The sequence below is a fragment of the Asaia sp. BMEF1 genome, from assembly GCF_051628905.1.
GTDB lineage: Bacteria > Pseudomonadota > Alphaproteobacteria > Acetobacterales > Acetobacteraceae > Asaia.
On the sequence record NZ_CP157575.1, the window covers coordinates 1,104,347 to 1,120,785 of the forward strand.

Here is a 16,439-nt window from a genome sequence, read left to right on the forward strand (position 1 = left end):
CTGCCAGTCCCCTGACTGGATACAGACCGCCATACCGAGTGTCCCTCTCAACGCTCCTGTTATTCTCATCACGCCAGTTGTGACCGGGCAGACTCGAACGCAGGGTTGAATTACATCTTGGTTATCTTTATTGAACGCTCAATCAAATTAAATCTTTCGGGAGGTGGAGCTTACATGCCGAAAGTTGGAATGCAGCCTGTCAGACACCAGCAGCTAATCGACGCCACATTCAAAGTAATCGAGGATAGCGGTCTTAGTGACGTCACACTTTCCTCCGTCGCAACAGAAGCCGGTCTGTCAGCAGGTATTGTTTCACATTATTTCGGCAACAAGGATGGATTACTTGAGGCCGCAATGCGTCAGATTCTTCGGGATTTGCGCGAGGCCGTTCTTTTCCATTGTATCCACGCGCGGGATCAAACGCCGCGAACTCAGCTCAGGGCCATCGTTCACGGCAATTTCGCCCCGAGCCAGACAAGTCCAACAGCCATGCGCAGCTGGCTCGCCTTCTGGTCAGCCAGCCTGAACAACCCTCAATTCAAAAGATTACAGCGTGCCAATGACAGGCGTCTGCACTCCAATCTTGCCTATCAGTTTGGGCGAGAGATGGACCGGGAAAGCGCACGCAATGCTGCGACCGGCCTTGCAGCCCTGATCGATGGCCTCTGGCTTCGTGGCACGCTTGCCGGAGGGCAGTTCGATACGGAGCAGGCTCTCAGCCTGGCTTTCGATTTTATCGACCAGCGCCTCCCCTCACCCGATCGCGGCATATCCGCAAGCCTCACTGAACGGAAAAAATCATGACAACGCAGAGCGAGCCGCTTTTCATAAACGGCATACACGCCCACACGAGCACCGGGCGCACGATCGAAACGGTGAACCCTGCGACAGGTGACGTTATCGCCAGCGTGCAGGTGGCGGGCGCCGAGGAAGTAAATGCGGCAATAACCAGCGCGGAAAAGGGACAGAAGATCTGGGCCGCAATGACAGCCGTCGAACGGTCACGCATTCTCAACAAGGCTGTCGCCATTCTGCGCGAGCGCAACGATGAGCTTGCCCGACTGGAAAGTCTCGATACGGGAAAGCCGTTCTCGGAAACCAGCACGGTCGATATCGTCACCGGCGCGGATGTTCTCGAATATTATGCGGGTCTGGCCCCGGCCATTGAGGGCATTCAGGCGCCTCTGCGTGAGACGAGCTTTTTCTACACCAGACGCGAGCCGCTCGGCATCGTCGCCGCAATCGGAGCCTGGAATTATCCTATCCAGATTGCGCTCTGGAAATCGGCGCCCGCGCTCGCTGCTGGCAATGCGGTTATTTTCAAACCGAGCGAAGTGACCCCTCTCACCGCGCTGAAACTCGCAGAAATCTATACCGAAGCCGGTCTGCCCGATGGTGTTTTCAATGTCGTTGTCGGGTCAGGCAGAGAAGTGGGCAGTCTGCTGACTTCAGACCCCCGTATCGACAAGGTGTCTTTCACGGGCAGCGTCCAGACCGGCAAAAAAGTCATGGCCGATGCGGCGTCTTCGAGCCTCAAGGACGTGACGATGGAGCTTGGCGGCAAATCGGCGCTGGTTATTCTGGAAGACGCCGATATCGCCCGCGCTGCCGATATCGCGATGATGGCGAATTTTTACAGTTCGGGTCAGGTCTGCACAAACGGGACGCGTGTCTTCGTTCCTGCGTCGCTTAAAAAGGCGTTCGAGACTGCGGTCGTCGACCGTGTTGCGCGCATTCGCGCAGGCGATCCCATGGATCCCGCAACCAATTTCGGCCCGCTCACGAGCTTTGCCCATATGGACTCCGTCCTGAGGCATATCGAAGCAGGCAAAGCCGAAGGAGCCACGGTTCTGGCTGGAGGTCATCGACTGACCGGCGCAGCATTCGACCGTGGTGCCTATGTTGCTCCAACGGTTTTCACCGATTGCACCGACACCATGCAGATCGTTCAGGAGGAAATCTTCGGGCCGGTGATGAGTATCCTCACCTATGAGACCGAAGACGAGGTCATCGCCCGTGCAAATGCCACGAGTTTCGGACTCGCCGCGGGTGTCGTCACCCAGGATATCGCTGCGGCCCATCGCGTGATCCACGCCATGCAGGCGGGCATCTGCTGGATCAACACATGGGGTGAGAGTCCGGCCCAGATGCCTGTCGGTGGCTACAAGCAGTCCGGTATCGGACGCGAAAACGGTATTCAGACCCTACTCGCCTATACCCAGGTGAAATCGATACAGGTCGAGCTCGCTCCCTTTGTCTCGGTATTCTGATCCCGGATCGCAACGACACTTGAAAAACTGAAATAAAACCAAGACGAGTAAGAAGATTATGGCCAAGGAATACGACTACATCATCGTAGGCGCCGGTTCTGCCGGTAGTGTGCTGGCTACGCGCCTGACCGAAGATGCCCATGTAAGCGTGCTGCTTCTGGAGGCTGGCGGCCCGGATTACCGCTTCGATTTCCGCACGCAGATGCCCGCAGCGCTCGCTTATCCACTGCAGGGCCGACGCTATAACTGGGCCTATCTCACAGACCCCGAGCCGCATATGAACCATCGTCGCATGGAATGCGGTCGCGGCAAGGGACTTGGAGGGTCCTCCCTCATCAATGGCATGTGCTACATTCGGGGCAATGCCATGGATTATGATAACTGGGCGTCGCTCCCCGGTCTGTCTGACTGGAGCTATCTCGACTGCCTGCCCTATTTCAAGAAGGCAGAGAGCCGCGATATCGGCGGGAACGACTATCATGGCGATAGCGGCCCGGTGCAGGTAACGACCCCTAGACACGATAATAATATTCTGTTCCGTGCCATGATCGAGGCTGGCGTGCAGGCAGGATATAACCGCACGGACGATTTGAATGGCTATCGTCAGGAAGGCTTCGGCCCGATGGATCGTACGGTCACACGCAAAGGGCGTCGCTCCAGCACGGCACGCGGCTATCTCGATCAGGCACGCTCAAGACCCAATCTGACCATTGTGACCCATGCGGTCGCTGACCGTATCCTGTTCTCCAATAACCGTGCTGTCGGTGTAACCTGGCTGCGCAAGGGCGAAAGAGAAAGCGCCAATGCCGGGCGCGAAGTCGTCGTGTGCAGCGGCGCCATCGCCTCGCCCCAGCTATTGCAGCGTTCAGGCGTAGGCCCCGCCGCAATTCTGCGCGCCCTCGGCATTCCGGTGGTCAAGGATTTGCCCGGCGTCGGGCAGAACCTGCAGGACCATCTGGAAATGTATATCCAGTATGCCTGCTCCCAGCCTGTCTCGCTGGCTCCCGCTCTGAAAACCATCAACCAGCCCGCAATCGGCGCAGAGTGGCTCTTCCTCGGGACCGGCATCGGTGCCAGCAACCAGTTCGAGGGCGGTGGCTTTATCCGGTCGGAGCCAAGCTTCGAATGGCCCAATCTTCAATACCATTTCCTGCCGGTTGCGATCAGCTATAACGGCACCGGTGGTGTGACCGAACATAGCTTCCAGATGCATGTGGGGTCGATGCGGTCACCGAGCCGGGGCCGCATTCAGGTTACCTCGCAGGACCCGAACCAACACCCCAGCATTCTGTTCAATTACATGGCGCATGAGCAGGATTGGCGGGAATTCCGTTCTGCCGTTCGCATTACCCGCGAAATCTTTGCCCAGTCAGCCCTCGATCCCTATCGCGGTCGGGAAATTTCTCCCGGAAAGCATCTGCAATCGGATGACGATATCGATGCCTTCGTCCGGGCGCATGCGGAGACAGCGTATCATCCGTCTTGCTCCAACAAGATGGGCACCGACCCCATGGCGGTCGTCGATCATCAGGGACGGGTTCACGAAATGGAAGGCCTTCGTGTGGTGGATGCTTCCATCATGCCGATCATTCCAACGGGCAATCTGAATGCGCCCACGATCATGATCGCAGAGAAAATCGCCGATCTCATGCGCGGAAAAGCACCGCTGCCCCGCTCGACCGCGCCCTATTACGTAGCCTCCGAACACGAGAACTGATCCGGCGTGTGTCGTGAGCGTCAATCGCACGATGAGACGATGGTCGGGAGTATCCCTGCTTGCAGGGGTACTCCTCCTTCCGGAGATGAGCTGGGCTGAGCCCCTCTCCTCCGGCAAAGACGAAACACCCGGCATCGCCGGCCTGTCCCGAAGGAGCACGCGCGACGAAAAACAAGTCGCATCGACACACTCAGATGCTGAACTGGCACCCATCCGACCTTTATCGGGATCGGGAAAACAAGAACCTGCATCCGATCCCACCGGTTCGAGAGCCAGTTATTGGGACGGCCTGGTTGCCCATATGACCGTAGAGGCCGGCATTGCGGCAAATCCCTGGACAAAATCCGGCAGGAATTTCGCGCAATTCTATACGGATCGGGCCAATACGGTCGTTTTGAACCAGATTGTAGGCTCTGTTTCTCACCCGGTAACCAGCGTTGGATCGGGCTATGGCGTCGGCTTCATGGTCGAACTCATGTATGGCTCCGACTCCCGTTTCATACCCACCATTGGCATGGCCGACGGCATACTGACGGGTCTCTATCAGTTGGTGCCCCTGCAATCGCATATCGATGTCCATACCCCATGGATCGTACCGCGCGGCGTCGATTTTCAGCTGGGGCAGATGTTCGGCATGCTCGGAACGGAAGGGACTTCCGCTCTCACCCGGCCATTTTATACCTACAGCTATGCCGCCGACTATATCGTACCCTTCGAAACAGTCGGGGTCATGTCCACGACCCATCTAAGTGATAAAATCGACTTATTTCTCGGTATCGACGCGGGCAATTCCACGACCTTCGGCAATGCAGGCAACAATAACAGGCCAAAAGGCACCGTCGGCTTTTCTTTTTCCCACCTCATGAACGGAAAGCTGGACGGGCATCTCATCGGACATTTCGGTCCACAGGGAAACAACAGCCGTCCTGTCACCTCCCCGGAAGGTTGGGTAAGCGCCGGTATGGGGCGGGTTGCCAACAACCTGATGCAATATAATGGCGATTTTCTGCTCACCTATCATTTTAACGACAGGCTGAGTGTCATGCTCGATACGATCTATATGCATGACAATGCCAATCGCGACGATCTTTACGGTTTCATTACCTATCTGTCGTGGGACCTCAATCCGTCTCTGAGGCTCAATCTCCGGGGTGAGGTCTTTCGTGACAATACGGGAGCCGTCATCGCTTCCTATGAGGGCACGACGTCGAACCTCAACGCGATTAGAAATCGTCCTTATGCCTATTACATTGCGCCTCCCACCACTTATGGCGCGCTAACTGCGGGAGTGACCTACAAACCGGATTTTGTGAACAAACATCTCAGGCTGGGGCAATTCACGATCAGGCCTGAAATCCGCCTCGATAAATCGCTCAACGGCACGCGTCCTTTCAATCGCTCGGCAACTGTGGCCGACCCGGTAGTACGCAACGGTACCAACAATATGTTTTGGTTCTCTTGCGATGCGATCTGGTCGTTCTAATGAATAGCGGCGCGACAATGCCTGTCCCGATGCTAAAAAACTTGAGGCGGGACAGGCAAACGCGCCCGCCATTTCTGACAACACCATGAAACGCTCGACAGAAAATCCCGGTTTCCGGCGGCATTTTCAGAGTAACGGTGTCACAGAATACCCGAGAGGCAATTGATCCGGCATGGCCGTCGCAGCAAGCCTTCTGCTTTTTGCCGATCTGGCACGCCTTTCGCTGCAGGACCTGCCCGCAGGGGCTCTGATAGGACAACCGGGATCGGTAGAACATCGCTCTGTTCCGAAGGCCAGCAACCCGGTTTCGCTGCCCCAGAGCGGCGGGCAGGTAGAAACACCTTCGCGTTCGACCGAAAAGCAACACGCCGCCTTGTCATTAGGGGTCGCGATCCGGGGACGTTACGATTTGCGATTCAATGATCGCGGAAAGCGAGGTCAGGATCGCACGTCCAGTCACCTGTCTTATGACACTCTTATACTGACCGCCGATTACGATACACCGGTTATTTTCGGAGCTGCCCAATACAGATTTTATGGGGGCAGCTTTCTCTATGGCAAAAACGCGGGCTACCAAAACTACCCTGGAGAGATCAGCTTTCCTTTATATGGCTATGTCGGGGCCAACATTACTCCTTCGACCAAAATCAGCGTTGGTCTTGCTCCGGTTCCCTTCGACGACCGCTGGTGGGGATCGTCATTCCTGAACAGCATTGGATTTATCTACGGGCTTGAAGAGGTCTATAATCCCGGTGTCGTCGCAAGCCACACTACCGGCAAATTGTCATTTGACGCCGGTTTTTTCCCTACGATTGCCCCGAGTGCGGTCGGGCACAGTGCTGGCAGTGCTCGCTATTCCGTCAACATCGCCAAAAATGGCGCCTCGATCGATAATGGGTCGGATAATACTGAGCGCAACATGACAGTCGGACGCGTGCGCTATCAAACGGCTTCTGGCACAAACAGAAATCTCACGATTACGGGTTCAATCTGGCTCTCCACGATCCGCAATCATGACACGCGCAGAAGCGGACAGCGCCGCGCTTTCTCCGTTAGTCTGAAACGTGAGACAGGACCATGGCGCTTCAAGCTTCAGGGGGTGCGTCAGGATATGAGCCTAAACAACCCGTATTCGAATGGATTTGTGACAGTTGGAGATTACGACTCACTTTATAATATCGCGAGCCGCTCCACTATTCTCTTTGCAGAAATTGCGAGATCGATCGATACAGGAAAACTTCCCGTCAAACTCAATCTGTTCGTAAATTATGCAGATGTCTGGAAAGATATCACCCCTCACGCGCCCAACACTCAGAGACTGAGCCTGGGCGCTTACTGGTCAGACAAGGCGACCAACCGGTTCCGGGTGTGGTCCGAGTTCTATCTGAGCCGCAACGATCCCTATATTGGAGCTGGCCAGTTCACCAATGGAGCGGGCTCGGGTGGCGACAACCGATACAAATCGGCCTTCCTCATCGTTTTCGGTTACTATCTCTAGTCTCTGTAAAACGGCGAAAGATCAGGCGAGTGCATTGAGGGTGCATGTCGTATCCCTCCGATTGGCCGCGAAGCAATACGCTCGCATCTACTCAACGCCATCGTTCAATCCTCCGGCACCTGAACGCTCTTCTGCGCTCCCTACGGTTTTGTCCTCTGCTCGGCAAGACCTCGTTAACCTTCGCGCATTGCACCGCCTTTCGAGACTGTTATACTGTTCCAAACTCGAAAGGACTTTGCATGTCGCGCAAGACTCTTGCTGCGGCGTTGCTGGCTTCTGCCTGCTTCGCCCTCCCCCTTATCCCCGCCCTACACGCGGCTGAGCCTGCCAAGAGCGAGGCGCCGAAGGAGGGATTGGCGGCGCTGCTGCCTGCGGATTCCGTCACCAAACATCATCTGACCGCAGGTGGGCAAAGCATTGCCTATACCGCCCACGCGGGCACGGTCACGCTCCGTGACAAGGAGGGCAAGCCCTCGGCCAAGGTATTTTATGTGGCCTATACAAAGGACGGGGCGAACGCCCAGACGCGCCCAGTGTCGTTCTTCTTCAATGGTGGCCCCGGTGCAGGCACGGCCTATCTGAATCTCGGTGCCGCTGGCCCGCGCGTGCTGCAATTCCCGGCAGATCACCCGGAAGATGGCGCGCGTGCCCATCTGGCCGATAACCCGGATAGCTGGCTGCCCGCCACCGATATGGTGTTCATCGATGCCGTGGGCACGGGCTATTCGCAGCCGACCGACCCGAAAAAGGCTGCGGAGCAGTTTTACAGCGTCACCAAGGATGGCGAGGCTTTCGCCAAGGCCATCGCACTCTGGGTTGGCGAAAACGGGCGTCAGGGCTCGCCGCATTATCTGGTGGGTGAAAGCTACGGCGGCATTCGCTCGGCACAGGTGGCCGATGCGTTGCAGCAGCAGCAGAACCTTATCGTCAATGGCATCGTGATGATCTCACCCGCCATCCAGATGCAGTTTCTGGACAACACGAACAACCCGATGGCCTCGGCCATGGCGCTGCCCACCTTCATCGCCTCGCACCTGTCCCAAACCGGCAAACTGACGCCGCAGGCGGTGGATGAGGCCTATCACTATGCGCTCGGGCCGTATCTCACCACCATCGCCAATGCCCCACCCAAGGGGGATGACGCGAAGAAATTCTACACCGATCTCGCCGCCCGTACCGGGCTGCCGATAGAAACCATCACCAAGGAGATGGGCGAGCCCAACCCGTTTGCGCATGACGTGCGCAGCCGCGATGGCCGCCTGTACGGCATTTACGACTTCACCCAGTCGATCCCCGACCCCTATGCCGACGGCATCGAGAACGGTCAGAGCCCTGAAATGACGCTGTCCGGTTTCGGTCGTGCCTATGGCAATGCCTATAGCGGCTATCTTGCCAATGAGCTCGGCTACAAGACCGACCTCACCTATGACCTGCTGAGCATGGAAGTAAACGGCGCCTGGAAATTCACGAGCTCCGGCTCACAGCTGACCGATCAGGTCGGTATCCTGCGCAAGATGCTGGCGCTCGACCCCAGCCTGCATATCTTCATTGCCAATGGCTATTTCGATATGGCCTGCCCGTTCGGTACCACGCGCTGGACCAAGGACCATATCCCGGTCGGCGCCGATCGTATCGCGCTGCATCTCTATGAAGGCGGGCATATGCTCTACACCCGCCCCGCCAGCCGCGCGGCGCTCACGCGTGATGTCAGCGCGTTTTACAACGATACTTCGAAATAAACCTCGACGTGCCAGAGGCCCTCGCAAACCTTTACTGAACTTGAGGAAATAATTGGGGGTGGCACTGCAGCCACCCCCAATCACCGAGCCAAAAAATCGGTGTCTATCTGCTTACTGAGAGGCTCTCAATTCATCAGAAGTGAAAACTGCAATAGCATCCTGAACATATTTCTTGTGAGGGGACGCACCGAGCCAGGCCAAGCCGCTCTCAAGCCGCATTTCTTCCATTGTTTCGTATTCGATATTAACGTCAACATATCCTTTAGCCATAGACAGCGCGTAAGTTGGTATTATTCCGAACCCTCCGCTAATTGTAAACAAGTCCCGCAGTCCGGACGAAGAGTTATACTCGATAATTTGTCGTGGAGAATCTAGATCACGGGAATAGAGCACACTCTCAAATCTGTCCCGTATTGCAAAGCCTTTTTGAGGCAAGATCCAGAGATTGTCCCGATAAACCATCCAATCTTCGACGATGTCGCGTACCGGTCGCACACCTTGGGCCGAGATCACCACACTCCCAGCCTGCAGCATGGGGAAAAAGGATACATTCCTTTGTCGATCCATCTGAAATGAATCAACGAAGATCATATCAAGTTCCCTTCGATTTAGCATGTCTATCAGCGCACTGCGTTCGCGTTGTACAAGCCGGATCGTCCGACTGGGGTCGTTCCTCTTTATGACGGAGACCCCTTGCATGATGCGTTTTTCCAGCCCCATAGCCTGCACACCGATCAACAAAGTACCAAATTCGGTCTCCTTGTGTTCGTTGACTGCTGTTACCAGCTTATCCAGCTCGTACTTGATGGCACGGCTCGATTCCACGATAATCAGACAGATTTCAGTGGGCTGCATACCCTGATGAGAGCGGACAAACAGCTGCACACCCAAAATTTTCTCGATCTCAATGCAGGATTTCGAGAGGGCTGCGGGAGTTACGTTGAGTCTAGATGCTGCAGCTACAAGCGACTGCGTATCACATATGACGTCGATGAAATGTAGATACCTTAGTTTGATTTTACGTATAACCTGCTCATTGAGACTCTTCACGAGGCTCTCCCCCAATCAAAGGTGCTTCAACACTCATCTGAAGATTCGGTAACGCGCGGGGTAATGCCCTGCTAAGGTCCAAGAGCTTCTGGCTTGAGGTCGCCTGCAGATCGTTTCGTGCTAGCGTGAACACATTTTCGCTATCAGTCGAGAGACTGTTTGCCTTTATCAAACCGTTTTTTCCTCTCAGGGTGCTACAAACACTCCTGCGATTAACGCAGATCACATGTCCGTGACTGCACTGTCAGCTGTACTTTCTGCACGTAGCGCATGCGACGACAACGGCTCTCAGGGGGCTTCTCTTGTTGGAAGCCTTGCGCTGTGCCGCTGGCCAGCCGGCCTGAAATATCAGGGCTAACCCAGCAACCTCGCCGAATCTCTTCTCAGATGAGAGGCGATGACTAGCCGGTTTGAGAAGCTTGGCCAGAGGCCCGATAAGTAACTCGACCGCAGAAATCGCAAAATTGTTTCAACAATGAATATTTCTTATCATTTCAAGTAATTAAATAAGATATGACGTCAACTTATTGTTTAAGCCCATTAACGAGAATTCGTTTTCACACCATTAATTTTTCATACAAAGGAAACGCGATAAGTTGTCGAATTAACAACGACACAGAAATGGAAATATTAAGTCAGGATTCCATCGAAAATCGCTCCGGTTCCGATCTAAACACGAAAGTACATTGCACAATTATTATGGATATTCCGTACTATTGTTGCGGTACTAATGCGCAAATCATACCTTGGAACGTTGTCGATGTATCGCGCCTAAGCCGCAGGAAGGGAGTTGCCGCATGCAAATCGATACGAAGCAGGAAGTCACGGACAAGCTAGACAATGATGCGGCAAAAGAAAATATCGGCATTTGGGAAGGCTATCTCTCCACAGGCCCGTCAGATCTAGCCACTAGCGGCATCACGACAGGGAAGATCACGAGCAGTGGACAGGGACGTCTTACCGTTAATTACGACGACAAAAGCTTTTCTTATCAGGCCGCAGATGGAACAGTTACGACAGGCGCGATTAACAAGACTTTTCCCCTTGGCGATATGTCCAACACATCGCTAGGCATGGGCACTCTTGCCTTCACCGATCAGAGAGGATCGCTTTGGATACTCTCGCACAATATGGCACCAGCTAGCTCCCGCTGGACCTATTACAATATTAACGGCGGCTTACTCAACGTTGTTACTACGACCCCGAAGGGAATAACAATCACAGCAAATGGCGCGGCTTCATCCGACCTTTGGTACAGCGAGCAGAAATATGCGCTACAGCCGCCGCCGGTTGGTATAATTAAATGGACTGGATATCTAAGCGGCGGTCCGACCCTGCTCGGTGCGAGCTCTCAAGATGGATCTCTCACTGCTGTCACCGATGGCTCACTTTTCGTCAATTATGCTGATCGCAGTTTTACATATCAAGCTAGTGATGGCACCCAGATTATCGGAACGGTCAAAACGACCTTCGCCATCACGGGTGGCGGGTCCATGTCGATAGGCGCGGGTACATTGGCATTCACGGATGAGAAAGGCCAACTCTGGGTCTTTACTCAAAATCCGCCGGGAACGGGTGCCCGTTGGCAATATATCCCTACGGCCGATGGGGGCGCCCTCAACCTAGTAAGCAAAACGGCCAGCGGAAACGCGACTGTGCAGACAGGAGGGTATGCAACGACCGATCTATGGGACGACTCTCGCAAATACGGCACAGCAGTGCCCGAAGTCTGCTATCTTCCCGGCACGCTCATCGCCACGCCGCAGGGACATAGGGCGATCGAAACCCTGACCGCTGGCGATGAGATTTTCGTTCTGCGCGGAAGCGAAATCCTGTCCGAAACAATTATTTGGGCCGGGTCAGGGCTCTGTACGACGCGCACAACCCGTTATAAAGATGTAGCCGGGTACCCTGTGCGCATCCGTGCCGGTGCGCTTGGAAATGCACTGCCTCACAAAGACCTTTTTGTGACCCCAGAACATTGTCTCTATCTCGATGGCGGGCTTATTCCTGCCCGTATGCTGGTCAATGGGCACTCGATTACCTACGAAGAAACGCTCTCCACTTACAGCTATCATCACATCGAATTGGCACGTCACGGCCTGATTTTCGCTAACGGCGCCCTGAGTGAAAGCTATCTCGACACCGGCAACCGTTTCATTTTCGGATTCCAGACAAAGATATCGTCGGATCTCGAGACAGGAAAATCGCGAGCATGGCAAAAAGATGCCGCAGCGCCGCTTATGACGAACCAGGATTTCGTCGAGCCAGTCTGGCGCAGATTGGCCGCGCGCTGCGGTGCGCCCACATGCTACGCCCTTCCCTCCTGCCCCTCTGAAGAAATCGCTCTCGAAACGCTGGACGGTCAGACGATCCTGCCTTTGCGTACGCGCGATGATGGCTACGTGTTCCGCTTTCACCCGAAAGGACAGGCTGTCTATTTTAAAGCCCCGACGCGCAGACCCTGCGACATGATCGGCCCGTTTCTGGATGATCGTCGTGAATTGGGGGTCCTGGTACAAGGCATTCAGATCTTCACGCCAGAAAACTGTTTCGATATCCATCCAAACAGCATCGCCGGGACCGGAAGCGGCTGGAACGATGTCGAAGCTCTAAATCAGCGCTGGACGAAAAGCAAAGCACTTATACCGATGGGAGAGGCGGAACTCAACGAACCGGTCGTTCTGTTTATCTCCACCGCGACAGCCGGAACAAGCCTCCATAAAGAGAGGCGCGCCGTCTAGATTGTTTTGTTTTGAGAGGGAAACGTCCCTCTCAAAACGCACTCGGAATATTTCCACACCAGCCTACGCTGAACACAAAAAATTATCTATCGCCTCATGATGGTAACTTATGGAAATCTTACGGCTCTCCATCACCCATCAGAAGAAACCAAGCTTTTCTTCACTATAGCTCACAAGCAGATTTTTCGTCTGCTGATAATGGTCGAGCAGCATTTTATGCGTCTCGCGTCCGATACCCGATTTCTTGTAGCCGCCAAAAGCCGCATGGGCGGGATAGGCGTGATAGCAATTGATCCAGACACGGCCAGCCTGAATGCCACGCCCCATACGATAACAGGTGTTGGAATCCCGGCTCCAGACGCCTGCACCGAGACCGAACTCGGTGTCATTGGCAATCGCAAGCGCTTCTTCTTCTGTCTTGAAAGTCGTTACCGCCAGAACAGGGCCGAATATCTCCTCTTGGAAAATCCGCATTTTATTGTGGCCCTTAAAGACCGTAGGCTCGATATAGAAACCGCTCTCTAGGCCTTCACCCAACTTCGCAGCGCTGCCACCCGTCAGCACCTTGGCGCCTTCTTCCTTACCGATCTGGATGTAAGACAGGATTTTATCCTGCTGCATCTGCGAATTCTGTGCGCCCATCATCGTTTGCGGGTCGAGCGGATCCCCCTGTTTGATCGCCCGGACACGCGGAAGCACTTTCTCCATAAAGCGATCAAAAATGGATTCATGCACCAAGGCGCGGCTTGGGCAGGAGCAGATCTGCCCCTGATTGAGCGCAAACATCGCAAAGCCTTCTATCGCCTTGTCGAGAAACCCATCATCGCGATCCATGACATCGGCGAAGAAGATATTGGGGGATTTCCCGCCTAGCTCGAGTGTTGCCGGAATAAGACTTTCTGCCGCCGCGTGGGCAATGGTCTTGCCGACCCCAGTCGAGCCCGTAAACGCCACCTTGGCGATACGCGGGCTTTTGGCGAGATAGTCACCCACCCCACGACCTGTACCGTTGACGATGTTCAGCACACCGGGCGGAAACAGGTCGCCGATGATATCGAGCACGACCAGAATACTGGCGGGCGTCGTCTGGGCAGGCTTCATCACAACACAATTACCCGCCGCCAGCGCCGGGGCGAGCTTCCATGCAGCCATCAGAATGGGAAAATTCCACGGGATGATCTGCGCGACGACACCGAGCGGCTCATGAAAATGATAAGCGACCGTCGTGTCGTTGATCTCTCCCAGACTACCTTCCTGCGCCCGAATACAGCCCGCGAAATAGCGAAAATGATCGATGGCGAGCGGAATATCGGCGTTGAGCGTCTCGCGTATCGGCTTGCCATTATCCCAGGTTTCAGCACGGGCTATGAGGTCAAGATTGGCCTCCATCCGGTCGGCGGCCTTGAGCAGAAGCAGCGCGCGGTCGGCAACGGAGGTCTTGCCCCAGGCGGCCCGCGCCTTCTCGGCAGCGTCGAGAGCGAGATCGATATCCGCCGGGGTCGATTGAGGCACCTGGCAGAGCAGACGGCCATCGACGGGGGAATGGTTATCGACATAATGGCCGGCAACCGGCTCGCGCCACTGCCCCCCGATAAAATTGCCATAGCGTTCACGGAAAGGGGGAGCAGCCTTCGAGACAGACATGACGACAATCCTCTTGCTGTTGGCGACGCCATATCAGGTACATCTTGGACCGCGGGAAAGCTGCGAAAGCCCCCTCAGGCACCGCCTCGAAACAAAATTGACGTTACAGTTAACATCGACAGCGAGAGAACCACGAATTGCCGGACAGGGTTACTCACCCTCGCGCGAGGTCACCGTTTCGTGAAAAAACGTGCAGAACCGCCAAGAATGGGGGCAGTGCCCAAGACGCCAGTATCGAAAAACAAATAGGGCGGAAGTTTTCTGAGCTACCTGCATAAAGCAGAGCAGGGATTGAACCTGCGACCTCCCGTCAGACGGGGCTCTACCTGTACTTCCGCAGGCATTTTTTCGACACTGGCACCTCATCAGGAGGACAAGGAATATGCCGGAAGCAGTTTGAATTGTATTCCGGCAGGCATTCCTCCTGAAAAATGATGACGATGCGCTGCCCGGAAGCGACGCAAAAATCATGATGAAGGCTTCACCGCAGCCAAGGTATCTCGGAGGGCAGAACAGGCGGCCGACAGACAATCAGAGAAAGTCCGTCTGGCCTTACCGTTCACCGCATCTGATACTCTCGACTGCGGATCGGCGCCGGGAGACAAGGTTGTTTGGCGGAGATTCAGTTAACAGCTGTATTCCGCCAGGCATTCTCCCGACATGGTCTGAAACTCCGGCAACGAGGAGGTGGAAAGACTGGGACGGGCCCTGCCGAACGGGAATCCGCGTGACTGTAGTCTCTCCGGCATTCGCCAGAATTGTTTAAAGAACTTCTCGTTCGATCTGCTGCACCCAATAGGCGGCGCCTACCTCACCCGAAGCAAAAGCCGCCATCTGATCGAATACGGCGTCCGAAAACCCGCCGATATTCAGTATATCCTCCCGCTCGCTCGCCTGACTCGTGCCGTAGGGCTGTATGTCGATACAGACCAAACGCGCGCCCGGGCAACGCCGCTTCAGCGTTTCCCATTCGCGCATCAGCGCCGTGCCTCGAGCATTGGCATCGACTCTCATCCAAGATTCATTATCCGAGATGAAAACTACCAGATCTGCCCGCTCCCCCTTCTCGTTCAGCCGCGAGAGCGGCGCCGCACAATCCGTTCCGCCGCCGCCAATGGCCGCAAGGCGCGTGGCATTGGTCATAATCGTGTCGCGCGGTTCGAGCACCACATCGCAGACGCGCTGCTCGAACGGCAGGACAAGCGCATCGCGATTGGTCCGCTTGAGCGCAGCCGCCACAAGAGCGGCCACGTCGATGCACCGTACCGTAGTCGTTGCCCCCAACCGATAGCCGGTGACAGGCGACGACATGGATCCCGACACGTCGGGACAGATCACAACACGCCCCGCAATACGCGGCACATTCGCTACCGCCAGTTCCATGGCGTCATGCAAGGCATCGGCCAGCGCCGGATCGACATCCGAAGACAGTGCACGCAGCGTGGCCATCAGCTGATAAGGCATCGCTTTCGCCGCCCGGATACGTTCCGGGTCGCGCAGAATGGCTGCCACATACATTACCGTCTCGGCATTCCCGAAGGCACCGTTGCGCGTCAGCATGTTCAGCCCCTGACGCAGGGTCTGCCATGTGGCTCGACGCGCCACCTGCTCCCAATGGGCGGGGGTCAGGTTCAGACTGCCCAGAAGCTGAAACGGCACATCCGGCAAGATATCGCTCTGACCGCTGCGAAAAGCGAGCAGGGCCTGCACATTGTCTGGCAGCAGCGCAGTCTCGGCGGGGCACCCGATCAGCCAGGCATAGAACGCCTCGCGACCAGAATTTCGCGGATGCGGATGCACCATACGGATCACATCGGCCAGAGAAGGCGACTGACCGACCGAAGCCGACAGGAGCTGCGTATCCGTCGCGCCGTTCAGCCAATCCTGCACCAGCGCCTTGGGCCGGGACCCCAGCGATTTGCGGCCGACCTGACCGGAGCGCATGATCTGCACGAAAGTACACAGCATCTTGCCGTTGGTCACGATCCGCGCAAAAGCCTTCGCGAAAAGAGCCGGGTCACGCAACGAAAGCACAGCAAGAAGCAAGCAAGGCGTGTCCTTCATATAGCCCCGTTCACGCACATGAACCGCTGCCCGGGCCAGAAACTCGGGGCTGACTTTCTGGGCCAGAGCAATCAGTTCGCGCATCTGGGACGCAGCATCCCTGTAATACCCGCCACCAAAGGTCCCGGTCATGGCAAGCTGTGCCAGCTTGTGCGGCGCAACGAGATCGTATGCAGGCGCACCTGACTGGTTGATGCAGTCACTCTTCGGCACCAACCGCCCCCGCGAAG

At 55.7% G+C, this 16,439-nt stretch carries 10 protein-coding genes; 7 read left to right on the forward strand and 3 right to left on the reverse strand.

Going from position 1 to position 16,439, the window contains the following annotated elements:
- The first annotated feature begins 105 nt into the window (after positions 1-105).
- The 6 genes from betI to ABHV46_RS04870 all read left to right on the forward strand — a co-directional run bounded on the left by betI (position 106) and on the right by ABHV46_RS04870 (position 8,707).
- Entirely contained in the window at positions 106-804 is a 699-nt protein-coding gene (betI, locus tag ABHV46_RS04845; protein WP_438383173.1) for a transcriptional regulator BetI, read from the forward strand.
- On the forward strand, positions 801-2,270 hold the full coding sequence (gene betB / locus ABHV46_RS04850; protein ID WP_438383174.1) for a betaine-aldehyde dehydrogenase: 1,470 nt from the start codon (positions 801-803) through the stop codon (positions 2,268-2,270). Before betI ends, betB begins: the two co-directional genes overlap by 4 nt.
- Positions 2,271-2,328: 58 nt before the next feature.
- Positions 2,329-3,987: a choline dehydrogenase gene (gene betA, locus ABHV46_RS04855; RefSeq protein ID WP_438383177.1), complete on the forward strand. Its 1,659-nt coding sequence runs from the start codon at positions 2,329-2,331 to the stop codon at positions 3,985-3,987.
- An 85-nt stretch (positions 3,988-4,072) separates the two neighbouring features.
- Positions 4,073-5,470 carry an outer membrane beta-barrel protein gene (locus tag ABHV46_RS04860; protein WP_438384260.1) on the forward strand — a complete coding sequence of 466 codons (1,398 nt, stop codon included), beginning with the start codon at positions 4,073-4,075 and terminating at the stop codon, positions 5,468-5,470.
- Positions 5,471-5,642: 172 nt separating this feature from the next.
- Positions 5,643-6,968: a hypothetical protein gene (locus ABHV46_RS04865; protein ID WP_438383179.1), complete on the forward strand. Its 1,326-nt coding sequence runs from the start codon at positions 5,643-5,645 to the stop codon at positions 6,966-6,968.
- 239 nt (positions 6,969-7,207) lie between these two features.
- A complete protein-coding gene (locus ABHV46_RS04870; RefSeq protein ID WP_438383184.1) occupies positions 7,208-8,707 on the forward strand; it encodes a S10 family peptidase in 1,500 nt (499 codons plus the stop codon).
- Between the two features lie 111 nt (positions 8,708-8,818).
- Here the strand turns inward: ABHV46_RS04870 and ABHV46_RS04875 are convergent, their stop codons facing one another.
- Positions 8,819-9,757, reverse strand: a complete 939-nt coding sequence (locus ABHV46_RS04875; protein ID WP_438383187.1) for a LysR family transcriptional regulator — start codon at positions 9,755-9,757, stop codon at positions 8,819-8,821.
- Positions 9,758-10,554: 797 nt separating this feature from the next.
- Here ABHV46_RS04875 and ABHV46_RS04880 point away from each other — a divergent pair.
- Positions 10,555-12,501: a Hint domain-containing protein gene (locus tag ABHV46_RS04880; protein WP_438383191.1), complete on the forward strand. Its 1,947-nt coding sequence runs from the start codon at positions 10,555-10,557 to the stop codon at positions 12,499-12,501.
- A 138-nt stretch (positions 12,502-12,639) separates the two neighbouring features.
- On the opposite strand, the gene exaC is transcribed toward ABHV46_RS04880, so the two are convergent.
- Together exaC and ABHV46_RS04890 are read right to left on the reverse strand one after the other, a co-directional pair.
- On the reverse strand, positions 12,640-14,145 hold the full coding sequence (gene exaC / locus ABHV46_RS04885) for an acetaldehyde dehydrogenase ExaC (RefSeq protein WP_438383194.1): 1,506 nt from the start codon (positions 14,143-14,145) through the stop codon (positions 12,640-12,642).
- Positions 14,146-14,907: 762 nt separating this feature from the next.
- The gene (locus ABHV46_RS04890) at positions 14,908-16,422 is read right to left on the reverse strand and encodes a vWA domain-containing protein (protein ID WP_438383196.1); all 1,515 of its coding nucleotides are present in this window, start codon (positions 16,420-16,422) and stop codon (positions 14,908-14,910) included.
- Positions 16,423-16,439: the final 17 nt, after the last annotated feature.